The organism is Sorangium sp. So ce836 (assembly GCF_028553905.1).
GTDB lineage: Bacteria > Myxococcota_A > Polyangia > Polyangiales > Polyangiaceae > Sorangium > Sorangium cellulosum_D.
This window is the reverse complement of record NZ_CP102233.1, coordinates 7,295,530-7,316,971: the sequence shown is the minus strand read 5'-3', so window position 1 is coordinate 7,316,971 and position 21,442 is coordinate 7,295,530. Positions and strand designations below refer to the sequence as shown.

The window sequence follows — 21,442 nt, the reverse complement described above, 5'->3', positions numbered from 1 at the left end:
CCTCCAGCGGTCGATCAGGTGGACTGCGTGGCCGGCGCGACCCGCGCGCGGGCCTGGGTGATGGCGGCGCCGATCGCAGCGGCGGGGCGCCCCTTGGGGAAGCGGAGCGAGTCGCAGAGCGCGGCGAGGTCCTCGACGGCCTGCGAGCTCTGGAGCGTGGCGGCGTGCGCCTCGACGGCGGAGGCGAAGGCGGTGTCGGCGAGCAGCAGCTTCTCGGTGCTCTTCTCGGCCTTCGCCTCCGATCGCCGCTGTCGGAGAAGACGCAGCTCCTCGGCGAGCTTCGGATCCGACGGATCGGGCGGCGAGGCCTGCCCGCCACCCTGCGCCGGCGCGCTGCCCTGGGCGCCGCGGGACGGCCCCGGCGATGCCTGCCCGCCGCGGCCGCGGTCCTGCCCGCGCTGGCCCTGCTGCCTGTCCTGTCCCCCGCGCGGCCCTCGGTCGTCGCCGTCGCCGCGCCCGGACACGTCCAGCGCGTCCTGGCGCGGGATGAGGAGCAGCTCGCGCAGCATGTAGCCGAGCCCCTCGGTGCGCGCGGCGAAGATGGCCTTGTCGAGCGGGCGCACCCACCCGCGTTCCTTCGCCGGCTGGGGGCACACCGCCTCTTCGGTCGTCATCTCGTGGACGTGGCCCGAGGCGCCGTGGATCAGGCGATACGAGATGTCGAGGAACCCGCACGCGCCGGCGTTCTCATCGAGCGTGCCTGTGCTGCGCCGGAACTTCGTCGCGACAGGGAGCAGTGCGAGATCGGCCTCGGCGAGCGCCTCGCGCGCCACCGCGATCACGTCCTCGGCGCTGGCGTACTTGAACCCATGGTGGGTGTTCGTCTTCGTCTTCTCGACCGAGCGCGCGACCGCTTGCGCCTTCGCGAGAGCGGCCGAGATCTCCTTGGGCATCGTCGCTTGGTCCACGGTCCCCTCCTCACATCAGCGGGTTGGCCACGTACGCATCGAGCCCCGCCTCGAGGGCGGCGCGCGCGCGGCTGTCGACGAGGCCCTCGTGCGGGAGCCCCACGATCTCGCCGTTGACGAGGCGGCCAACGCCGATGACGAGCCAGCGCCCGTGCAGGTGCTGTCGCAGGAGCTCCACGCGACCGCCCTCGAGGAGGTCAGCCCCGAAGGTCTCGCTGCCCGCGGTGCAGGTGACGCGGCAGATCGAGGCGCTCACGGCGCACCCCGGTAGAGCTCGAGCCAAGCGTCGATCGACGCGCACGTCTCGACGTCGTGCAGGTAGTAGGCGCGCACGCCGCGGAGCTCCGCCGCGATGCGGTCCAGGCGCGCGACCGCCGGGTTCACCGACACGCAGGGGAGGAGACGCGCCGCGAGGCGCAGGACGCGCTCGCGAGCCGTAGGAGCCGCCGGCGGCGCCGCGGGAGCGCTGGGCTCGATGGAAGTAGATGGCGCCGTCAGGGCCGCGCCGCCGCCCGATGCGTGAAGCATGGGCTTGACGATACGCATGCGTATACGAATGTCAAACGGAATTATACGCGAACGTATGCGCGCGCCGGCGGGTGAGCCGCCGCCCTGGCCATCCGCACGAGGCGGAGGCGGTTAGCCCCGCGGGGAGCCGCTCCGGCGCGTCTTCGGGGGGACGCCTCCGCCGCCCGTGGGCCGGTCGCCGCTGTGCGGCGGGGGGTGCTGTGCCGCTTCAGCCCAGCGCCTGCGGTCGCGCGCCCGCAGGAACTCGAGGATCCAGTAGATGTCGCCTGGGTCCGGGCCGACGTGCGCGGCGATGGCTCCTCGGATGTCCTCCTCGCTGCAGTCCATGACGCGAGCGGCCACCTCCGCCTTCGCGCGCGAGGGATACTCGGGGTCAACCGAGCTGCGGGGGACGACGCCGGACTTGCTCGTCGGGTCGAGCAGCTCCAGCGGATTCTTGCCGAGCAGCGACGCGACGCGCATCGCCACGTGCGAGCTGGTCCCCTGGACGCCCGAGAGAAACCGCGACAGCGTGGCCTGCTCCACTCCGATGAGGGGCGCCACCTTCGTCTGGCTGCCGCCGTGGAGCGCGAGGAGCTCCCGCACGGCGGCGCGCACCCGCTCGTTCTGCTGTGAGGTTAGGGACTTGCCCACCACACCGGCGACCGTAGCAGGGGGGTCCGTCCCGCACGCGTATGGTTTCGAGCTCGGCCGTACGTCCGGCTCCCCTTGACATTCTAGACGCATACGTATACGTATTCGGGTCAATGGGCAATGCTTCACGCAAGCTCCGGCTGGGGCCGGAGCACGCACGCGCGTCCATCCGAGAGTGGATGGCGCTACACGGCCATTCGGAGACATCGCTGGCCGAGATGCTCGGGACATCTCAGGCGAGCGTGAACCGATGGCTGAACGTGTCGCGCCCGGAAGAGGCGTTCCGCGTCGCTCTCGAGACCGTCACCGGTACTCCGGCGGAGCTGTGGCGGACCCCGAGCGAATGGGACGTGATCGACCGGGCAGCGGCTCTGACTGGCTGACGCGGTGTCCTATACGACCGCGTATAGCCGCTGTCCAGCCTTTTTGCAGTGTCCGCTCGCTTCTCGCTGGACGGACGACGGACGTGCGCGGCCGACGCCGCGAGGAAGGTGCTCATGGCTGAAGGTCTGAATCGCGTGCTCGTGATGGGGAACCTGGGCGCCGACCCCGAGCTGCGCTTCACGCAGGGCGGGGCGGCGGTCCTGAACATGCGGATCGCGGTCACGGAGTCGTATCTCGACCGCGACAAGGTCCGCAAGGAGCGGACCGAGTGGGTCAACGCCGTCGTCTGGGGGGCGCGCGCCGAGGGCCTGAAAAAGGTCCTCGGCAAGGGCTCGCGCCTCCTCGTCGAGGGCTCGCTCCGGACCTCGAGCTACGACGACCGCGACGGCAACAAGCGCTACAAGACCGAGGTCGTCGCGAACAACGTGGTGCTCTGCGGCGGCGGGCAGAGCGGCGGCAACGGTGGCGGCCAGGGCAGCGGAGAGCAGCGCGGCCGCGGGCAGCCGCAGGGCGGCGCCCCGCCCGACGACTTCGGCGGGGGCTACGGGGGCGGCTACGGCGGCGGCGACGACGACATCCCCTTTTGAGCCATGGCGCGCCGCTACCCCCCTCCGCGCATCGTGGTCGACACGCGCGAGCAGCGCCCGTGGACCTTCCGGACGCCCGCCGTGCTGCGCGCCCACGGCGAGCTCGCCGTCGCGACAGGCACCCTGGCGACCGGGGATTACTCGGTAGAGGGCCTGACCAGCGTCGTCGCGCTCGAGAGGAAGTCGCTGCCCGACTTCATCCAGTCGACCACCCGCGAGCGTGAGCGCTTCTGGGCGGAGCTCGGCCGGATGCGCCCGCTCCTGCACCGCGCCGTCATCATCGAGGCCTCCCTCGAGGAGGTCGCCTGCGGCGCGTACCGGAGCCTCGCGACGCCCGCGAGCGTCATCGGGAGCGCCGGCGCGATCATGTTCGACTTCGGGATCCCGGTCATCTGGGCCGGGTCGCGCGACGAGGGCGAGCGCCACGCGGCGTGGTGGCTCGTGCGCGCGTGGAAAGAGCACCGGGCCGCCATGGGCGCGCCGGAAGGAGCGACGACGTCATGAGCGCGACAGGACGGGGCGGCGCCGCGCTGGCGCTGCCGGGCCTCGAGGACCTCGTCGGTCGCCACCCGGACGACTTCTACCGCACCCCAGTCGATGCGGTGTGGCCGGTTCTGCCGCACCTCCGCCCGCCCCGGCGCGTGGTCGACCCGGGCTGCGGCGACGGCGTGATCGCCGAATGCGTGATCAAGCACTGGCCCGCCGCGGAAATCATCTGCGTGGAGAAGGACGAGCAGCGCGCGCGGGACGCCTCCGGGCGGCTCACGTGCCCGGTGTGGAGCGACGACTACCTGCGCCGGGGCGCCGTGTGGGAGCCCGACTGGGCCGATCTGGTGATCGGGAACCCGCCCTACTCGCTGGCGCTCGAGTTCCTTCGCCGCTCCCTCGAGCTCGTGGCGCCCGTCGGCGGCGAGGTGGCGCTGCTGCTGCGCCTGGGCTTCCTCGAGGCCGAGCGCTACAGCGAGCGCGACGAGCTGCTCGAGCAGCACCGGCCGGACGTCTACGTGCTGGCCAAGCGGCCGCGGTTCCGCGGGCCGGGCGACGGCGGCGACTCGGCCACGTACGGCTGGCTGGTGTTCGGCCGCGGGCGCGGCGGGCGGTGCAAGCGCCTCCGCTCGCCGGGGAGGGCCGCGTGATGGAGAGCATGGTGGACGATGTCATCTCAGGTCGCGCGCGCTGGTGTGTCGTCCGAGGCGAGGCGCTCCGAGTTCTGCGAGAACTCCCGGACGAATGCATTGACGCCCTCATCACAGACCCGCCGTACTCGTCTGGAGGTGCGACACGTGGCGATCGGATGGCCTCGCCGTCGGTGAAGTACGTGCAGCAAGGGCAGCAGCTCTCGCGGCCGGACTTCGCCGGAGACAACCGCGACCAGCGCTCGTTCCTCGCTTGGTGCGCCCTCTGGCTCGCTGAGGCGCTGCGCGTCTCCAAACCAGGGGCGCCGATCTGCGTGTTCACCGACTGGCGACAGCTCCCGACGACGACGGACGCGGTGCAGGCCGGCGGGTGGGTGTGGCGGGGCATTGCCGTATGGGACAAGACGGAAGGGGCTCGGCCGCAGCTCGGGCGCTTCAGAGCGCAGGCTGAATTCGTCGTCTGGGGCAGCAAGGGCCCGATGTCCGTGGACCGGGACGTCGGCGCGCTGCCGGGCGTGTGGAGCGTCATGCCGCGTCCGGGCGAGAAACGCCACATCACCGGAAAGACGCCCGGTTGCATGCTCAACGTGGTGCGGATCTGTCAGCCGGGCGGCGTCATCCTCGACCCGTTCTTCGGCGCTGGCTCGACGGGGATCGCTGCGCTCCGGGCCGGCTACCGAGTGATCGGCGTGGAGCTCACAGAGGCCTATCACCGCGCTGCGGTCGATTGGATGTCCGCCGAGATGCGCGAGACCTCACCGGAAGCGCCGCGACAGACTGCGCTGTTCGGCGCGGAGGAAACGTGATGCTCGCCGGCGCCGACGTCCTCGCCATCAAGCAGGCGCTCGCCTCCCCGGCGGACGTCTGCCGGCGCCTCGGCCTGCTCGAGCGCTCCGCCCGCGGCCGCTACGTCGTGATCCGCTGCCCGGCGCACCAGGAGCGCTCCCCGAGCTGCTCGGTGTTCGTCGGCAAGGCCGGCACCCTGGGCGCGCGCTGCTGGTCCTGCGGCTGGACGGGGGACGTCTTCGCCCTCGTCGCCGCCGCGCGCGGCCTCGACGCCCGGGACTTCCCCGCCGTGAAGCGCGCCGCGGCCGAGCTCGCCCACGTGGACCTCGCCGCGCCGCCGCGCGCCCGCGAGCTCCCGCCGGCGCCGCCGTCGCAGCCCCCGCCGCTCGCCGAGGTCGCCGCCCTCCTCCGGCAGAGCGCCCGGGTCGACTCGATCGCCGGCCAGGTCGCGCCATGGCTGCGCTCGCGCGGGCTCGACCCCGCGGCGTGCCTGCCGCTCGCGCGCGCCCTGCACGGCCCGGGGCCCCGCTGGACCATCCTGGGCGACCCGCAGCGCCGCCCGCCCCGCACCTGGCTCTCGGCGGGCTACCGGCTCGTCCTGCCCGTCTACGACGCCGCCGGAGGCCTCCGGAGCGTCCGCGCGCGCCTGGTGACCGGCGGCGAGGGGCCAAAGAGCCTCCCCCCGACCGACCACCGGAGCGCGGGCTACGTGCTCGCGAACCGCGGCGCCGTCGAGATGCTCCGCGCCGGCCCAGGAGGCGCCCCCGCGCGCGTCGTCGTGGCCGAGGGCGAGCCCGACTACCTGACCTGGGCCAGCCGCCTCGCCGCGGGCTCCTGGGCCGTCCTGGGGCTGCCCGGCTCGGGCGCGTGGACCCGCGAGCTCGCCGACAGGATCCCCGCCGGCTCCGAGGTCGTGATCCGCACCGACCCCGACGCCGCCGGCGACCGGTACGCGCAGCGCATCGTCGAGGACCTCGGCGGCCGCTGCGCTGTCCGGGTGAGCGCCGCGGAGAGCCGCCGCGCGCGCGCCGCCTGTGGCTGCCGCGGCTGCGTGCTCCACGGCTGGCGCTGGTCCACGCCGTGCGGACGCGCGTTCAGCCGGGGCGAGGACGACAACGCGCTCCTGCAGCGGGGCGCCCTGCCCGCGGACCCGCGCGAGGGAACGGAGGCGATCGAGCGATGATCATCGTGCTGACCTGCGCGGCGCTGATCTGGCTGGCCGCGCGCGGCGAAGAGCTGCTGCGCCTCTGGCCGGCGGCCGCCAGCGTGCTCGGGCCCGCGGCGCTGCTCGCGCTGGCCGGGTGCCTCGCCGGCGACGAGACCACGTCGCGCCGCCCGGGGCCGTGCCGCGACTGTCACCGCGACTGCGGCGTGCTGCGCGACGAGTGCCACGCGCGCTGTGACGAGATGGCGTTCTGTCAGGGGGACGAGGACCAGGGCGCCGGAGGCGCCGGAGGGGAGCCGTGATGTCCAGGTGGTTCGCCGGGCTCAACCCGGAGCAGGCCTCTGTCGTCGCCCACGAGCGCGGTCCGATCGCGGTGCTCGCCGGCGCCGGCTCGGGCAAGACCAAGACGCTCGTCGCCCGGATCGGGCGGCTGATCGAGACCGGGGTGGACGCCCGGCGCATCCTCGCCGTGACGTTCAGCAAGAAGGCCGCCGACGACATGAACGCCAAGATCGCGGAGAAGGGCGTCCGCGGCGCGCGCGTCGGGACGTGGCACTCCCTCTGCTACCAGATCCTCCGCGACGACCGCACCCGCTACGCGGAGTGGCAGATCGACCAGAAGGACCGGCACAAGACGATCGTCAAGCAGGCCATGGGCTACAAGCACGTGGACTGGAAGGACGGCGACCTCGGCGAGGTGCGGCGATTCCTGGGCTGGTGCAAGGCGAACCTGTGGGGGGCGGAGAGCGAGGAGGCGCGCGAGGAGGCGCGCCGCCGCTTCCCATCCGCGGCGCCGCTGGCGCTCGACGTCTATCGCGTCGTCGAGACGCTCCTCGAGGAGGCCGGCCTGCTGACGTTCGACGACATGCTCGTGAGGGCCCACGAGCACCTGCAGGACGAGCCGACCCGCCGACGCTGGGCGGGCCGGTGGCTGCACGTGATGCAGGACGAGGCGCAGGACGCGAACGCGGCGCAGGTCGCGCTCGCCGACATGCTCGCGCGCGACCACCGCAACTACATGATCGTGGGCGACCCGGCGCAGTCGATCTACGGCTTCCGGGGCAGCTCGCCCGAGTACCTCACCGCCTTCGCCGAGAAGTGGGGCGCGCGCGTCGTCTGCATGAACCGGAACTACCGCTGCGGCGCCGACATCGTCCAGGCGGCCAACGGTGCGATCCGCCCGGCGGCGGTCCGGCTGCCCGAGGACCTCCGCCCCGAGCTGCCCATCCGCGGCGCGGTTCGGCTCGTCGGCGCGGCCGACCTCGACGACGAGGCGCAGGAGCTCGCCGCCCACGTGGAGGCGCACGTCGAGGACCGCGGCGCCTTCGCCGACTTCTGCGCGCTGTTCCGCACGAACGCCCAGAGCCGCGCGATCGAGGAGGCGCTCCTCTCCCGCAAGATCCCCTACGTGGTGATCGGCGGCTGCATCTTCTACGAGCGCAAGGAGGTCCGAGACCTACTGGCCTACCTGCGCGTGGCCGCCGGGCGCGACGAGGACGGTGAGGAGCTCCGGCGCTGCATCAACGCCCCGTTCCGCTACCTGGGCCCGAAGTTCGTCGAGCGCGTGCTCGAGATGGCGCGCGCGCGCCGCGGCGCCTGGACCGCGATCGTGCAGTCCGCCGCGACGCAGGCCGGGATCCAGCGGCGGCAGCTCCAGAGCGCGACCGAGTGGTGCGACATGATCCGGGCCGCGGAGCGCGCGATCCAGAACGATGAGAGGCCGGCGAGCGTGCTCGGCGACATCGTGCGTGAGACGGGCTACCTGCAGTGGCTCGAGCGCGACCAGGGGGAGGAGTCGATCGAGGACAGCCACGCTGCGAACGTCCGCGAGCTCGTGCGCGTCGCCGGCCGGTTCGCCACCGTGGCCGAGCTGCTCGACTTCGTCGACGCGAACATCGAGGCCGCCATCCGGCAGCGCCGCGCGGACGAGCAGGTCGACCAGGTGCTTCTGATGAGCGTGCACCGGAGCAAGGGCCTCGAGTGGCCGCGCGTGTGGGTCGTCGGCTGCAACGACGGGATCCTCCCGCACGCGCACGGCGACCCACAGGAGGAGCGCCGGATCTTCTACGTGGCCGTGACCAGGGCGAAAGAGGAGCTGACCTTGAGCTACGTCGGGCGTCTCGCGACGAAGAGCGGCGTCCGCCGCGTCGATCCTTCCCCATTCCTCCGTGACGCGGGCCTGCTCGACTCCGAGCCCGAGGCGGCCGAATGATCGACCACGAGGACATCGAGCGCGGCGCGATCCAGGCGGAGGCGGCGCGACCGGCCCGAAAGAAGCGCGCGCCGGCGCCCGCCATGCCAGCCAACGACCCGGACGACCGACCCACGATCCGGATCGAGCCCGGGAAACTCTTCGACGCGATCCGAGATGGCATCGCCGCCCTCAAGGGGGACCCGGACGTCTATCGGCGTGAGACGGCTCTCGTTCACGTAACGAACGTGACGGCCGACGAGGAGGCCGATTCAGAGGGCGAGTTCCGCGAGGGGACGCCGCAGATCCACGTGATGAGCCCCAACACGCTGCGCGAGCGGCTCTCTCGATACGGGCGGTGGGTACGGCGCAACTCGAGGTCGGGCGATTGGATGATCACCGACCCCACCGACCATGTCGTGCGCGGGATCTCAGACCGCAAGGAGTGGCCTGGCCTCCGCAGGCTGACCGGCATCCTCGAGGCGCCATCGCTGCGACCCGACGGGTCGGTGATCGACGTGCCCGGGTACGACGCGGCGACCGGCTTCCTGTACGTCCCCAACCGCACCTATCCGGCGATCCCGGTCCGGCCGAGCCAAGAGGACGCGCGCGCGGCGCTCGCCGTGCTCGAGGACGTCTTCGTCGACTTCCCCTATGCGACGCCCGCGGGCCGATCGATGGCCGTGGCCGCCGCGCTCACGCTGATCGCCCGCCCGGCCATCCGCGGCGCGACGCCGGCATTCGTATTCGACGCGAACACGCCCGGAAGCGGCAAGAGCCTTCAAGCCGATTCCGCCTCAATGCTCGCGATCGGGCGCGTGGCCGGGCGCAAGGACTTCCCCACCGACAAGCGCGGCGCGAACGACGAGGTGAGCAAGGTGCTCTGCGCGTATGCGCAGCTCGGGACCAGGCTCATCAACTTCGACAACCTCGGCCACGAGATCCACTTCGGCGGCCCTGCGCTCGAGATGGTCCTCACCGCCGAGAGCACCGCCGAATTCCGCATCCTCGGCACCAACACCGTCACGAACCTACCGTGGCGCACGGTGATCTTCGGCTCGGGCAACAACGTGGCGATCGCCCGCGACATGCTGCGGCGCTGCATGGTGTCGCGCATCGAGAGCCCCTACGAGCGCCCGGAGCTCCGCCCGCTGTCCGACTTCGTGCATCCCGAGCGCGCCTTCCGGCTCAAGGACTGGATCAGGGAGACCCGCGTCGTGCTCGTGACAGCCGCGCTCACCCTCCTCCGCGCTCACGCCCTCGCCGGGCGCCCGTCACCCGCCCGCACGTGGGGATCGTTCGAGACCTGGTGCAAGGTCATCGCCGACGCGATCGTCTGGGCCGGCGGCGCGGATCCGCTGGAGTGCCGTCCCGACGACGCCGGCGACGCGGACCCCGAGCGACGCTCCCTCGCCGTCATCCTGCGGCACTGGACCCGGCTGGACCCCGAGGGCCAGGGCATCACCATCAAGACCGCCCTCGCCGCGCTCTACCCCACAGAGCGCCTGCGCGGGGAGCAGCTGCCGCCGGACGGGTTCGAGGAGATGCGCGAGGCCATCGAGCAGCTCGTGCCCACGAAGCCTCGCCAGCCGCCCGACACGAACGCCCTCGGCTTCGTCTTGCGCCGCTACAAGCGCAGCGTCGTCGCCGGGCACCGCTGCGAGACCGTGCCCGGTCGCGCCGGCGTTGTGCGCTGGCTCGTCAAGGCCGTCGGCGCAGCGGCGCCCCAGGCGGCGACCATCGGCAGCCCCGCCGACGTCTGATCGACCTGCGCACCCACCAGCTCAGAGACGACACGAGGGCCGGCCCTCGGTGGTGAGCTCCCAGGACCCCGAGCGTGCTCTGGGCGTCGAAGGGGCGCTCCCGGACGCGTCTGTGCACGCCCTCCGAGGGGAAGCCCACCGGAGTCGAAAGCCGTAAGTGCCCGTATTCACTAGATCGCACTGGTGGGCTTGGTTGGCTTGGTTGGCTTTATGCGGAACATACGGGCGACCCATCACACTTTGATGATGCATGCGTAACGCGTATAGGCCGCAACAAGCCCACCAAGGCCACCAAGCCCACCACGGCAGGCGGCGGGAGATCGGGTTGCGACGTGCCGTGTCGCACATGTAGGCAGAGACGCCGGCGTGTGCAGTGGGAGCGGAAATTCACCCACCCTGTAACAGTAACTGGGGATGCCGAGGCCCAAGGGGGTCGGTCCTTAAATCGGCCTGGTTCGGGCTGCGGTGGGCGATCCGGCCGCTCCTTTCGCCGCTGGATCCGGTCCGGATCCGATCCATGCGCGTGGTGCATGGTCCAGCTCGGTGCTATTCTCTCGGCGCATGCGAAGCAGTGGATCGGTGCAGCTCGAAGCCTGGGTGCAGGCTCAGGGGGGGCTGCGCGCCGCCGCTCGTCGCCTCGGGGTCGGACACGGCACGGTCCGGCGCTGGGTCGTCGGGGAGCACCTGCCGGACGACCGCGCCGGGCTCGAGCAGAGCACCGGCGTCCCGGCGGCGGCGTGGGACCAGGCCGAGCAGCCCCCGGCCCGCCAGGCCGCGCCGCGTCCGGCTCCAGCGGCGACGCGGCCCTCGCCACCGGCGGCGCTCCCGCGGAGGGCAGCGAAGGCCCCCGCCGCGCCCGTGGCACCCCCTTCGCCGCCCGCTCCGTCCGCGGAGGTCGAGCCGCCCCCGCCGGCACCGGCGACGCTGCCGGAGCTCCAGGCGCGGGCCCGCCAGATCCCGGGGGAGATGCAGCAGCTCCGCGGCCGCATCGCCTCGGGGGCGGTGGCGATGTCGCAGGGGGAGATCCTCGCCCGCATGCTCGAGCGCGAGGCGCGCGCGCTGGCCAGCGCCATCACCGCAGCCGGGACGGCCACGGTCGAGGAGGTCGAGCAGCTCCGCGCCCTCGTGCTCGACGTGACTCGGGGGTGCGACGGCTGCCGCGCCCGCGTGACGTCGGCGCTCCGGGGAGGGGCGCCGGCGTGACCACCGCGCGGAAGGGCCGGAAGGGGGAGCCGCTCGCCGCGCGCCTGCTGCGGGAGGTCGAGGCCGCCAAGGGGGAGCACCGCTGGCCGTCCACGCGGTGGCGGGACGATCCGGTCGGCTTCTTCCGAGAGGTGCTCATGGTCGAGTACCTCACCGAGGACCAGATCGCGATCCTCCAAGCCCTGACGCGCCCCCGCGCCCGGGTGAGCGTCGCCTCGGGCCACAAGACCGGCAAGGACTTCCTCGCCGGCGGGATCGCGTGGTGGTGGGCGTGCAGTGACCCGGAGGCGCGCGTCAGGGCGACGGCGGTCACGGCGCCGCAGGTGCGCGATGTGTTCTGGCGCGAGCTCCGCGCGCACTTCGACAGGTCGCACCAGCATCGCGACCCGGTGACGGGCTTCATGAGGCCGAGCCCCTATCCCATCGACGGCGTCGTGCCGAGCCTGCCTCACACCGGCTGGCGCGTCGGCCTCCGGGAGATCGTCGGCTTCACGGCGGACCAGGGCGAGGCCGCGGCGGGGATCAGCGGCCGGCGCGTGCTGTACATCTACGACGAGGCGAGCGGCATCGACGACATGATCTTCGAGGCCAGCAAGGGCAACCTCGCCGGCGGCGACGCGCGCGCGTTGATGCTGAGCCAGCCGACGCGGAACGAGGGGCACTTCTACGACTCGCACCACGAGAAGCGCGAGCTCTGGGCGTGCTTCAACCTCGACAGCGAGAAGTCGCCGAACGTGGTCGCCGGGCGGGAGATCGTGCCGGGCCTGGCCACGCGGGAGTGGCTCGACGAGCAGCGGATCGACTGGAACGCGCCGGACGGACCGATCTGGAAGATCAGGGTGAAAGGTCAGTTCGCCGAGGGCGACGGTCAGAAGGTCATGACGCTGCCGCTCGTGGAAGCCGCCGAGCGGCGCTGGCGCGACATGCCCGACCCGCGTGACCGGCTCGTGCTCGGCCTCGACTGCGCCGGGACAGGCGACGACGAGAACGCCGTCGCGGTGCGACGCGGCAAGAAGATCCTCGAGCTCGAGGCTTGGCACACGCCTGCGCTCCCCACGCCGGAAGAGCGCGCGAAGGCCGTCGCGGCGCGCGTGATGGGCATCGTGCGCCGGCACCGGCGTGAACGAGAGGGGCGGGCGCTCGTCGTCATGGACGCCGGTGGGACGGTCGGCAGCGAGGTGTATCGCGAGCTTCTTCGGTACGACGCGGAGATCGATGTACGCCCAGTGCAGTTCGGCGCCAAGTCGGCCTATCCGCGGGAGTATCAACTGCTCCGCGACCAGTTGTGGTTCACGTTCGCGGAGCGGTGGTTGCAGGATGGCGGCGCGCTCCCGCCCGACCGCAAGCTGCCCGCCGAGCTCACTGCGCCCGGGTGGGTGTACGACGTGCGCGATCAGCGACGGCATGTCGAGAGGAAAGACGCCCTCCGCCGACGTCTCGGGCGCTCTACGGACCGCGCGGACGCGTGCCTACTGTCGGTGTACGAGCCCCCATCGGTGCGCCATGACCGGCAGTCCGAGTCCGAGGATGGCGCGGTGGAGCAGGTCGATCCGGTCTACGGGGCGGTCGACCCCCGCGTGGGGGGGTTCGACCCGTACGCGGGCGCGATGCGTCGGGGGGCCCTGTGACGCCCCGGCGGACCCATGGCGCGGTGCTGCTGGCCAGGAGCGGGCTCCGCCAGGAGGACATCGCTCGGCGGTGCGGGGTCGCGCGCTCCACGGTCGGGCACTGGATGACGGGCGCTCGGCAGCCGAGCGGCGCCACGCACCTGATGATCCTGCGCGATGTCTACGGCATCCCGATCGAGGCGTGGGCTCAGGCGCACGAACAGGCGATTGCTACACATGTAGCGTAAGCAGCCGCCATAAGATGGCGTGCCCAGCCGTACGGTCCCTCCGCCGGAGGTGAGCGCGTGAACCTCTTCACGTCGCTCCTGACGCGCGTGAAGTCGTACGTGGGTCCGCGCGACCTCCCGACGGGGACCTCGTTCCAGGACGGCTTCGAGCGCCAGGCCGCGCCGATCCCGATCGTCCAGACCCGGTGGTTCCAGGCGGACCTCGAGGCTGCGGTCGTCACGTCGACGACCGGGAGCATGCGGCTTCCAGGTGCCCTGTGCCGCGCGCTCCGGCGAGACGGCATGATCTCCGGCGTCCTGTCGACGCGGACCGAGGGGCTCGTGCAGCTCCCCGTCCGGTTCTCCGGACCGGACGACGAGCTCGTGAACGCGCTCTCGCTCGACTTCCGATCGGTCTTCCCGTCCGCCGAGCTCGCGCTGCTCTCGGGGGACGGGCGCGTGCTAGGCGTGGGCGTCGGGGAGTTCGTGAAGATCGACGGCTCCTTGCCCGTGCTGCGGCGGCTTGACCCGGAGTTCCTCGAGTACCGCTGGTCTGAGGACCGCTGGTACTACCAGTCGATCCACGGCGTGGAGCCCGTGAACCCGGGCGACGGGCGCTGGGTGCTCCACTGCCCCGGCGGCGCCGTGCAGCCGTGGACGCATGGTCTCTGGCCGGCGCTCGGCCGCGCGTACATCGCCAAGGAGCACGGGTTCTTCCTCCGGGAGAACTTCGCAAACACCCTGGCCAACGCCGCGCGGATCGCGGTCGCGCCGGCCGGGTCCACCGACGTGGAGGCCTTCAGCTTCATGCAGAAGGTCGTCAACTGGAGCGTCAACACGGTCTACATGCTCCGCCAGGGCTGGGACCTCAAGCTGCTGGAGAGCCAGGGGCGCGGATACGAGGTCTTCCAGGACATCATCAAGACCTCGAACGAGGAGATCATCGTCACGATCGCGGGTCAGCTCGTCACGACGACGGGCGGCGCCGGCTTCTCGAACGCGGCGATCCACTCGACGATTCGGAGCGACCTGATCCAGTCCGACGCGGACGCCCTTGCGGAGACGCTCAACACGCAGGCGATCCCCGTCTGGGCCAACGAGCGCTTCGGCGCCGCCGCGGTCAGCAACTCGCCGAGAGCCGCGTGGGACACCACGCCTCCCAAGGACATGAACCAGCACGCCATCGCCGCGAACACGGCGGCCGGCGCGGCGAAGGCCTGGGACGAGCTCCTCAAGGAGGCCCGAAAGCGCGTGAACGTGGTCGAGCTCAGCCGGCGTTATGGGGTCCCGATCGAGGACCTCAAGGAGGCAGAGTGAAGCGCTACCGCTTCGAGCGCCGCGGGGTGCTCGCCCTCGCCGCGTCGGCCTGGGGGCAGGAGTTCGACGCCGCGCAGGCTCCCGCTGTCGCGCAGGAAGGGCCCGTCGCGGTGGTGACGATTCGCGGCCCGCTGACGCAGCACAGCGATTGGTTCTGCGACAGCTACGACGCGATCAAGGCGCGCGTGGGCGCGGCGCTCGCGAGCCCGGCGGCGAAGGTGGCGCTTCGGATCACGTCGCCAGGCGGTGACGTCGCGGGGTGCTTCGAGGCCGCGGCCGAGATCCGCGCGATGGCCGCTGCGGCCGGCAAACCTCTACACGCGTACGCCGACGGACAGGCATCCTCCGCAGCCTACGCGCTCGCGTGCGCGGCCGACACGATCCACCTCTCGTCGGAAACGCTGGTTGGCTCCGTCGGCGTGATCGCCGGGACCATCGACTGCACCGCGGCCGACGCGCAGATGGGCGTCAAGTTCCACCTGTTCACGAGCGGCGCGAGGAAGGCCGACGGGAATCCTCACCTCCAGATGAGCGAGGAGGCGGCGGCGGAGATCCAGCGGCAGGTGGACGAGTTCGGAGAGCTGTTCTGCGCGCACGTGGCCGCGCGGCGCGGGGTGAGCGTCGAGCACGTGCGCGGCATGGAGGCTCGGCAGTACAGCGGCCAGACGGCAGTCGAAAAGCGCCTCGCCGACGGCGTGACGACGTGGAGCGGGTTCCTCGCGATGGTCGCGAGAGGCGGAGCGGGCGGCGCGGCCGCCAAGGAGAGCAGAGTGGAATACGAGGAGATGGTGAAGGCCCTCCGCGCGCTCGCCGAGGGCGACGACGAGGAGCAGGCCAAGAAAGCCAAGGCGGCGCTCGTGGCGCTCGGCGAGGAGGAAGCCGAGGACGACGAGGAGCCCAAGAAGGACGAGGAGAAGTCCAAGGCCGAGGACGAGGGCGACGAGGAGAAGTCCAAGGCCGAGGACGAGGAGAAGGCCAAGGCCAAGGCGGCGCGCGCCGGCGCTTCGAGCGCCGCGACGGCGGCTGCGGCGGCGGTGGCGGCCGAGAACGTCGAGCTGAAGGCGCGTCTCGACCGGCTGGAGATCTCCGCGATGCTCGACAAGCGCCCGGACCTCTCTGCGGCCGTGCGGAAGTGGTGCCTCGCGCAGACCCCCGACGTCGCGCGGAGCTTCCTCGAGCAGGCGAGCAAGCCCACCGCGCAGCGCCACGAGAAGGCCTCGCAGCCCAAGGCCGGCCCCGCCCTCCTCGAGGGCCGCGAGCGGGACGAGCTCGACGAGGGGATGGGCATCCGGAAGGCGGGCGCCTCGGGTCCCAGCAAGGACGAACACGGCCGCTTCACGATCAATGTGGAGACCCCGGCCCAGACCCGCGCGCGCCTCGCCGCGCAGAAGGGGGCGTGACCCATGGCCGCACTCACCAAGCCCAAGGGCAACTCCATTCGGGTGATCGGCAGCCGTGACAAGCGCCCGCTCGCGGCGAACGTCAAGGCCTTCCAGGGCGGCTTGGCCGTGTGCATCGTCAGCGGGACGAGCCGCGGTTTCTACGCGCCTGCGTCTGACGACCTGATCGCGGTCCCGGTCGGGCGCTTCTACGAGACCATCGACAACACCGGCGGCGCGGACGGCGCGAAGAAGGTCGAGATCCAGTTCTTCAAGGAGCGGAAGGTGCTCCTGATGGCGAACGACACGGACACCCCGGTCGTCGCCGCGGACCGCGAGAGCCTCTGCTACGTGCTCGACGACCAGACCGCGACGGGGGCCGTGAGCACGGCGCCTGCCGGCCCGGTCTACGACGTCACCAGCGAGGGCGTCTGGGTCGAGGTCGGCGCGGCGACGATGTCGACCGCGGAACCCTCGGGCCTCTCCAACGTCGCGCCCGCAGACCCGAGCTCGACCGCGGCGTCGGCCGGCTCGGCCGACGAGGCCGCGCGCCAGGACCACAAGCACCACATCGCGCTCGCGACGCCCTCCGGCGAGGGCCTGATGAGCGCGGCCTACGCGAGCGCGGTGCACGCGCCTGTCGCCGACCGGACCGCTCTCAAGGCGATCGCCGCGGCGGACCGCGCCGCCGGGATGCTGTGCCTCGTGCTCTCCGACATGAGCCTGTGGCGGTTCCACGCCACGTCGACGGCGGCCGACACGACGGAGAACCTCGTCGCGACGCCGGCGGCGGGCAGCGGCCGATGGCTCCGCGCCGACCCCGTCGTCACGCTCTCGCTGCCGGTCACCTCCGCCACCGCGGACGGGGCGACGATCTTCACCGTGCCCGTCGGAGCGCGCCTTCACCCGCGCGAGGCGTGGTGGGAGGTCGGCACCAACTGGACCGGCGGGTCATCGTCGGCCATCGGCGTGAGCGCTTCGGTCTCCGGATGGGACACCGAGGGCGACATCCTCGGCGGGGCCTCCGGCGACGTGCAGGCGACGCTCGTCACCACCAACACCCGCATGACGGGCACGATCGGCGCCACGCTCGACACGCGCAGCGACGGGCGCCTGATCCTGGTCGCGGCCGACACGCTGGTGTTCAACCGCATCACCTCCGCCTTCACCGCGGGCGCCGCCAACGTGCGCGTGCTCTGCGACGTGCTCGCCAATCTCGGCGCGTGAAAGGGATCTGAGTCATGAAGATCACACCGACTTGGATCGCGACGTTCGAAACGAACGTCCAGACGATCATCCTGAACGCCTGGGATGAGACGGCGTCCGACCTCATCTGGGACAGGTTCATGGACGTGAAGACGTCCGGCACCCGCCGCGAGCTCTTCTTCTGGCTCATCGAGTCCGCGGGGATCGAGATGCAGGGGCAGGGCGGCAACGCGCGATACGACGACATCGCGGCCACGTACCTCGAGATCGAGAACGATGACTCTGGTAAGAACCTCGAGCTCACCGTGAACGAGATCGAGGACAACCAGATGGCGAGTCCGATGCTCCGCGGCATGCCGGCGCTCGACTATGCGGCCAACTGGGCGCGCCAGATGGGCAGTTCCGCCGCGTACTGGCCGCAGAAGAGCCTGTTCACGCGGCTCATCGCGAACGGCCTCACCGAGGCCGGATACGATGGGGTGCCGTTCTTTTCGCAGGCCCACCCGATCAACGTGGCCAACGAGGGCGCCGGGACGTTCAGCAACTTGCTCACCGGGGCCTCGTCGGGGAGCTACCCCGGTGCGTGCCCGATCGACGTCACGAACGCGCCGACGCTGGACGTCGCGCACACCAACCTGGCGCGGGCGGTGGCGTACATCCAGGGCCTTCGCGGCCCGCACGGTGAGACGCGGCGGCTCAAGGTCAAGTACCTCCTTGCCGGCGAGGACCTGCGGAAGCGCTCCGCGGAGATCCTCACGACGCGGTACTTCGGCACCGGGCAGGGCTCGACGGAGAACGTGATCTCGACCTACGGGATCGAGCCGGTCATTGCGCCGGAGCACAACGAGATCGGCGTCTACTACCTCGCGTGCCAGTGGGCGAAGGGATCTGGCGGGCCGTTCGTGTTCCAGAACCGCAAGCCCTACCAGCTCAACACCTTCACCGCGTACACCGATGTGCAGCTCGCGCACCGGGACAGCTACGAGTGGAAGTTCAAGGGGCGCAACGGCGTCTCATACGGCCACCCGTACCTGTTCTTCCGCGTGCAGCCCACGTGACCCGCGCGGCGTGAGCCGCTGTCCGCCAAGGCGCCCCAGGAGCGGCGCCGCCCGAACCCCGACCGGCTTTGCCGGCGGGGCTTCTGGGTCAAGAGTCCATGAGCTGCTACGCCACGCTGCAAGACGTCATGGACCTGGGGATCCTCCTCCAGGAGGATGTCGACTGGCTGGAGCAGCGGTATCCCAGGATCGTGGAGCGGACCGTCACGAAGGTCAGCGGGTCCATCGACGGGCGGCTGGCGAAGCGCTACGGGGTGCCCTTCGTCGCGCCGTACGACGACGGCCTCGTCGACGCCACGGCCGCCATCGTCGCCTACCGGCTGCTCGTGAAGCGCGGCGCCAGGCCCGACGGCACGAAGGTGGCGGCGGCCGAGCGCGCGCACGACGCCGCGCAGGCATGGGTCATGGAGGCTGCGAACTCGAAGGACGGGCTCGTCGAGCTCGTGCGCACGCAGTCGACTCCGCGTGGTGCGACGGCGATCGATAAGGGCGCTCCGATGGCGTACAGCGAGGCCTCCCCCTACGAGTGGATGGACCGCCAGGTCGAGCGCTTGGGGGGGCGCTGCGGATGAGTGGCATCGACGGCGTGGACCGCATCGAGGAGCTGGCGGAGTGGTTCCGCACGCTGCCCGGTCGCACGAAGGGCAAGGGCATGGAGCTCGTGGCGGCCGCGGTGCAGAAGGTCGCGCTCAACGAGTACGCGCAGGGCAAGGGGCCGCCTGGCGCCCGCGGCCCGTGGCCGGCCCGCAAGAAGGACGGCGCCGTCGCGCTGCTGCGCCCCGCCGGCGAGGTGCAGTTCTTCGGCAAGGCGGGCGCGATCCGATCGACGACCGCCGAGGAGCCGACGCTCGACCATCACCGCGGACTCCGGCCCGTCTACCCGGGCGCGGGCAAGGCCAAGCAGATGACGCCGTCGTGGGTCGAGGCCGCGGAGAAGGCGCTGCGCGAGTACCTCGACGAACTGTCGCGGAGGGCGCCGAAATGACCCTCGCGATCGACTGGCTGCGCGACCAGGTCGCGACCTACTTCGAGCAGAACGGGATCGACGTGCCCGTGATCTACGGGACGGAGCAGGACTACCGCGACCTCGACACGCCAGCGCGCGTGGTGATCGGGCTGGCTCGCACCTTCAAGATGCTCCCGGCCGGTCCCGCAGGGGCGCCGGGCAACCAGCAGATCGCCGCGGGCTACTCCTCGCGCAGCCTGGCGACGAAGCGGCAGGGCTTCTGGATCGTGGTGCGCGCAACGCCGTCGCCTGGTGTCGACGCGGCCGACCGCGTGCGCGTCTCCCAGTCGCTCGCCTCCGACCTCCTCGACGAGGTCATCCGGGCGATCCACAAGGCGACGCACGGCTCGAACAGCCTGAACGTCGACGCGGCCGGGGAATGGCCCGAGGTCGACGAGGCGGACGACCGGCACGGGGCGCTGATCAAGGTGACCGGCACGCTGGACATCCCGGTGTTCGAGCGGCGCCGCCCGCGCTTCGGGCTCGCAGGCTCCTCGCTCGACCCGACGAAGGTCAACATCGGTCTCGACCTCGAGGCCTGCGACTCGACCGTTTGCACCCCCGTGGTGTCCTCACCGTAGGAGATTCGATGGCTCTCGCACTTCCCTCTGCCAGGCTCCGGGTACGCTCGAATCGAGCGGTGTTCGCGCCCGTGAGCCGCATCCATAGCGTGGTGGGCCCCTGCTCCAAGGGCCCGTACACACCGACGCGCGTCGCTGACGTGGACGCGCTGACCTCCACGTTCGGCTTCGGCCCCGCCGTCAAGGCGCTCGCCTACGAGATGGGCAGGACCGGCGCGCCCGGGATCATGCGCCGGATCGACCCGACGACGCAGCTCGCGGAGGTCGGGGATGTCGTCCCTGGCGAAGGTGCCACGGTGCCCGCGATCACCGGGACGCCGAACGACCACTATCAGGTGATGTGGGAGACCACGACCCCCGGCGAGCTCAACGCCGCGCAGGGGCGCTATTCGCTCAACGGCGGTGCGACGTGGAGCACGCCCGCCACGGTGCCGAGCGGCGGCGCGGTCGTGCTCGGGAGCTCCGGGCTCACCGCGACGTACTCGACGGCTACCGGCAACGACGTCGCCGGCAGCTGGACGCTCGAGGCCTTCCCTGCGTCGCAGGCCGTGCTCCCAGTCGTCGCGACCCGCGTCGGCTCCTCGACGAGCGTCGTCACCATCACCGGGACGCCGCTCGACGCGTACGAGATCGTGCTCGAGGCGCTGACCGGCGGGACCATCGGCACGGCCGGGATCGTGGCGCGGTACTCGCTCGACGGCGGCCGAACATACACCAAGCGGATCCGCCTCGGGACGGCGACCACGCTCCAGATCAACGACGGCACCGAGGACTCCGGCCTCGACTTCAGCTTCGCCGCGGGGACGCTCGAGACGGGCGACGAGTTCGCCTCTGGAACGACGGAGCCCGCGATCGCCGCGAGCGACGTCGTCGAGGCGCTCGACGAGCTCGACGCGATGGCGGTCAACTGGCGCTTCTGCCACGTCGTCGGCGCGGTGGACGCGCCGGCGGCCGGGACCATCGGCGCGGAGTTCACCGCGTTCGCCGCCGACGAGCTCTCCAACGCACGCTTCGCGTGGGCGCTCATGTCGGCGAGGGACCGGCGCCGCCTGGAGACCGAGACGGCCTGGGAGAACGCCCTCGTCGACGATTTCGACGCGCTCGAGAACGCGCGCGTCGCGGTGGGCGGGGGCTACGTGCGCATCACCTGCCCGCTCACCCGCCGCCGGAACCGCCGGCCGGTCGCGTGGCTCGCGGTGCCCGAGCTCCTCCGCCGGCCCATCGAGGAGGACCTCGGCCGGAAGGCCTCCGGGGCGCTCTCCAGCGACGTCGCCATCTACGAGGACGGCGAGCGCATCGAGCACGACGCGCGCGTCTCGCAGACGCTCCAGGGGGCGCGCTTCCTGACCCTCCGCACGTTCAAGCGCAGCGGCGACAGCGTGTTCTTCACGCGCGGCTCGACCTTCGACGCGGAGGGCGGGCTCGAGGGCTACATCGCCCGGCGCCAGGTCCTCGACGTGGCGAGCGACATCTTCGCCCAGGTGCTCGAGGAGCAGCTCATGGACGGCGTCGAGGTCAACGCCGCGGACGAGGAGAACCCCGGCGCGATCACCGAGGCGAACGCGGCGCGCATCGACCGCGAGGTCGAGACGGCCATCCGGCGGCAGCTCGAGGGGAAGTTCTCGGCCCTGTCCGTGCGGACCTCGCGCACCACGGTCCTCGCCGCGGGCGTGAGGCTCCCCTGCAAGGTGTCGATCGTCGGCCTCGAGTACCTCGAGCAGCTCGATGGCGACATCGGGTTCGTGACTCCGGAGCTCGTGCAGCTCGCGGCGTGAGG

General features: G+C 71.7%; 23 protein-coding genes. 19 read left to right on the top strand and 4 right to left on the bottom strand.

Annotated elements, in window-relative coordinates:
• Positions 1-14 precede the first annotated feature (14 nt).
• From NQZ70_RS26250 to NQZ70_RS26235, 4 genes are all read right to left on the bottom strand, one after another.
• Positions 15-908 (bottom strand): ERF family protein, encoded by an 894-nt coding sequence (locus NQZ70_RS26250; protein WP_129576650.1) that lies wholly within the window; start codon positions 906-908, stop codon positions 15-17.
• A gap of 10 nt (positions 909-918) precedes the next feature.
• A complete protein-coding gene (locus NQZ70_RS26245) occupies positions 919-1,164 on the bottom strand; it encodes a hypothetical protein (RefSeq protein WP_129576649.1) in 246 nt (81 codons plus the stop codon).
• A complete protein-coding gene (locus NQZ70_RS26240; protein ID WP_129576648.1) occupies positions 1,161-1,436 on the bottom strand; it encodes a hypothetical protein in 276 nt (91 codons plus the stop codon). The genes NQZ70_RS26245 and NQZ70_RS26240 overlap by 4 nt, the downstream gene beginning before the upstream one ends.
• Before the next feature lie 111 nt (positions 1,437-1,547).
• A complete protein-coding gene (locus tag NQZ70_RS26235; RefSeq protein WP_165374176.1) occupies positions 1,548-2,069 on the bottom strand; it encodes a helix-turn-helix transcriptional regulator in 522 nt (173 codons plus the stop codon).
• A 497-nt stretch (positions 2,070-2,566) separates the two neighbouring features.
• Between NQZ70_RS26235 and NQZ70_RS26230 the strand changes: the two genes are divergently transcribed.
• The 19 genes from NQZ70_RS26230 to NQZ70_RS26145 all read left to right on the top strand — a co-directional run bounded on the left by NQZ70_RS26230 (position 2,567) and on the right by NQZ70_RS26145 (position 21,440).
• The gene (locus NQZ70_RS26230) at positions 2,567-3,040 is read left to right on the top strand and encodes a single-stranded DNA-binding protein (protein ID WP_129576646.1); all 474 of its coding nucleotides are present in this window, start codon (positions 2,567-2,569) and stop codon (positions 3,038-3,040) included.
• Between the two features lie 3 nt (positions 3,041-3,043).
• On the top strand, positions 3,044-3,544 hold the full coding sequence (locus NQZ70_RS26225; RefSeq protein WP_129576645.1) for an ERCC4 domain-containing protein: 501 nt from the start codon (positions 3,044-3,046) through the stop codon (positions 3,542-3,544).
• Positions 3,541-4,176 (top strand): methyltransferase, encoded by a 636-nt coding sequence (locus NQZ70_RS26220; protein WP_129576644.1) that lies wholly within the window; start codon positions 3,541-3,543, stop codon positions 4,174-4,176. Before NQZ70_RS26225 ends, NQZ70_RS26220 begins: the two co-directional genes overlap by 4 nt.
• Positions 4,176-4,982: a DNA methyltransferase gene (locus NQZ70_RS26215; RefSeq protein ID WP_324293066.1), complete on the top strand. Its 807-nt coding sequence runs from the start codon at positions 4,176-4,178 to the stop codon at positions 4,980-4,982. Before NQZ70_RS26220 ends, NQZ70_RS26215 begins: the two co-directional genes overlap by 1 nt.
• Complete coding sequence (locus NQZ70_RS26210) at positions 4,982-6,145, top strand: CHC2 zinc finger domain-containing protein (protein ID WP_129576643.1); 1,164 nt, start codon at positions 4,982-4,984, stop codon at positions 6,143-6,145. The genes NQZ70_RS26215 and NQZ70_RS26210 overlap by 1 nt, the downstream gene beginning before the upstream one ends.
• Positions 6,142-6,429, top strand: coding sequence for a hypothetical protein (locus tag NQZ70_RS26205; protein ID WP_129576642.1), 288 nt, complete (start codon positions 6,142-6,144; stop codon positions 6,427-6,429). Before NQZ70_RS26210 ends, NQZ70_RS26205 begins: the two co-directional genes overlap by 4 nt.
• Entirely contained in the window at positions 6,429-8,339 is a 1,911-nt protein-coding gene (locus tag NQZ70_RS26200; RefSeq protein WP_129576641.1) for an ATP-dependent helicase, read from the top strand. The genes NQZ70_RS26205 and NQZ70_RS26200 overlap by 1 nt, the downstream gene beginning before the upstream one ends.
• Positions 8,336-10,081 carry a hypothetical protein gene (locus NQZ70_RS26195; RefSeq protein WP_129576640.1) on the top strand — a complete coding sequence of 582 codons (1,746 nt, stop codon included), beginning with the start codon at positions 8,336-8,338 and terminating at the stop codon, positions 10,079-10,081. Before NQZ70_RS26200 ends, NQZ70_RS26195 begins: the two co-directional genes overlap by 4 nt.
• Positions 10,082-10,660: 579 nt before the next feature.
• Positions 10,661-11,284, top strand: a complete 624-nt coding sequence (locus NQZ70_RS26190; RefSeq protein WP_207217481.1) for a hypothetical protein — start codon at positions 10,661-10,663, stop codon at positions 11,282-11,284.
• A complete protein-coding gene (locus tag NQZ70_RS26185) occupies positions 11,281-12,912 on the top strand; it encodes a hypothetical protein (protein WP_129576638.1) in 1,632 nt (543 codons plus the stop codon). The genes NQZ70_RS26190 and NQZ70_RS26185 overlap by 4 nt, the downstream gene beginning before the upstream one ends.
• Positions 12,909-13,139, top strand: a complete 231-nt coding sequence (locus tag NQZ70_RS53425; protein WP_129576637.1) for a helix-turn-helix transcriptional regulator — start codon at positions 12,909-12,911, stop codon at positions 13,137-13,139. Before NQZ70_RS26185 ends, NQZ70_RS53425 begins: the two co-directional genes overlap by 4 nt.
• Before the next feature lie 57 nt (positions 13,140-13,196).
• Positions 13,197-14,435 (top strand): DUF935 family protein, encoded by a 1,239-nt coding sequence (locus NQZ70_RS26180; RefSeq protein ID WP_129576636.1) that lies wholly within the window; start codon positions 13,197-13,199, stop codon positions 14,433-14,435.
• Positions 14,432-15,835 carry a S49 family peptidase gene (locus NQZ70_RS26175; protein WP_129576635.1) on the top strand — a complete coding sequence of 468 codons (1,404 nt, stop codon included), beginning with the start codon at positions 14,432-14,434 and terminating at the stop codon, positions 15,833-15,835. Before NQZ70_RS26180 ends, NQZ70_RS26175 begins: the two co-directional genes overlap by 4 nt.
• A gap of 3 nt (positions 15,836-15,838) precedes the next feature.
• Positions 15,839-17,041, top strand: a complete 1,203-nt coding sequence (locus NQZ70_RS26170; protein ID WP_129576634.1) for a hypothetical protein — start codon at positions 15,839-15,841, stop codon at positions 17,039-17,041.
• A gap of 14 nt (positions 17,042-17,055) precedes the next feature.
• Positions 17,056-18,078: a Mu-like prophage major head subunit gpT family protein gene (locus NQZ70_RS26165; protein WP_129576633.1), complete on the top strand. Its 1,023-nt coding sequence runs from the start codon at positions 17,056-17,058 to the stop codon at positions 18,076-18,078.
• Between the two features lie 98 nt (positions 18,079-18,176).
• Entirely contained in the window at positions 18,177-18,650 is a 474-nt protein-coding gene (locus NQZ70_RS26160) for a phage protein Gp36 family protein (RefSeq protein ID WP_129576632.1), read from the top strand.
• Entirely contained in the window at positions 18,647-19,063 is a 417-nt protein-coding gene (locus NQZ70_RS26155; RefSeq protein WP_129576631.1) for a hypothetical protein, read from the top strand. Before NQZ70_RS26160 ends, NQZ70_RS26155 begins: the two co-directional genes overlap by 4 nt.
• Positions 19,060-19,665, top strand: a complete 606-nt coding sequence (locus tag NQZ70_RS26150; RefSeq protein ID WP_129576630.1) for a hypothetical protein — start codon at positions 19,060-19,062, stop codon at positions 19,663-19,665. The genes NQZ70_RS26155 and NQZ70_RS26150 overlap by 4 nt, the downstream gene beginning before the upstream one ends.
• Positions 19,666-19,673: 8 nt before the next feature.
• Positions 19,674-21,440, top strand: a complete 1,767-nt coding sequence (locus NQZ70_RS26145) for a DUF2586 family protein (RefSeq protein ID WP_129576629.1) — start codon at positions 19,674-19,676, stop codon at positions 21,438-21,440.
• Positions 21,441-21,442: the final 2 nt, after the last annotated feature.

Excerpts from the sequence above, each read along its gene's own strand:
- NQZ70_RS26170 (WP_129576634.1), top strand. The coding sequence starts at position 15,839 with ATGGCCGCACTCACCAAGCCCAAGGGCAACTCCATTCGGGTGATCGGC.
- NQZ70_RS26215 (WP_324293066.1), top strand. The coding sequence starts at position 4,176 with ATGGAGAGCATGGTGGACGATGTCATCTCAGGTCGCGCGCGCTGGTGT.
- NQZ70_RS26225 (WP_129576645.1), top strand. The coding sequence starts at position 3,044 with ATGGCGCGCCGCTACCCCCCTCCGCGCATCGTGGTCGACACGCGCGAG.
- NQZ70_RS26200 (WP_129576641.1), top strand. The coding sequence starts at position 6,429 with ATGTCCAGGTGGTTCGCCGGGCTCAACCCGGAGCAGGCCTCTGTCGTC.
- NQZ70_RS26195 (WP_129576640.1), top strand. The coding sequence starts at position 8,336 with ATGATCGACCACGAGGACATCGAGCGCGGCGCGATCCAGGCGGAGGCG.
- NQZ70_RS26220 (WP_129576644.1), top strand. The coding sequence starts at position 3,541 with ATGAGCGCGACAGGACGGGGCGGCGCCGCGCTGGCGCTGCCGGGCCTC.
- NQZ70_RS26165 (WP_129576633.1), top strand. The coding sequence starts at position 17,056 with ATGAAGATCACACCGACTTGGATCGCGACGTTCGAAACGAACGTCCAG.
- NQZ70_RS26210 (WP_129576643.1), top strand. The coding sequence starts at position 4,982 with ATGCTCGCCGGCGCCGACGTCCTCGCCATCAAGCAGGCGCTCGCCTCC.
- NQZ70_RS26230 (WP_129576646.1), top strand. The coding sequence starts at position 2,567 with ATGGCTGAAGGTCTGAATCGCGTGCTCGTGATGGGGAACCTGGGCGCC.
- NQZ70_RS26155 (WP_129576631.1), top strand. The coding sequence starts at position 18,647 with ATGAGTGGCATCGACGGCGTGGACCGCATCGAGGAGCTGGCGGAGTGG.
- NQZ70_RS26145 (WP_129576629.1), top strand. The coding sequence starts at position 19,674 with ATGGCTCTCGCACTTCCCTCTGCCAGGCTCCGGGTACGCTCGAATCGA.
- NQZ70_RS26150 (WP_129576630.1), top strand. The coding sequence starts at position 19,060 with ATGACCCTCGCGATCGACTGGCTGCGCGACCAGGTCGCGACCTACTTC.
- NQZ70_RS26240 (WP_129576648.1), bottom strand. The coding sequence starts at position 1,436 with ATGCTTCACGCATCGGGCGGCGGCGCGGCCCTGACGGCGCCATCTACT.
- NQZ70_RS26205 (WP_129576642.1), top strand. The coding sequence starts at position 6,142 with ATGATCATCGTGCTGACCTGCGCGGCGCTGATCTGGCTGGCCGCGCGC.
- NQZ70_RS26160 (WP_129576632.1), top strand. The coding sequence starts at position 18,177 with ATGAGCTGCTACGCCACGCTGCAAGACGTCATGGACCTGGGGATCCTC.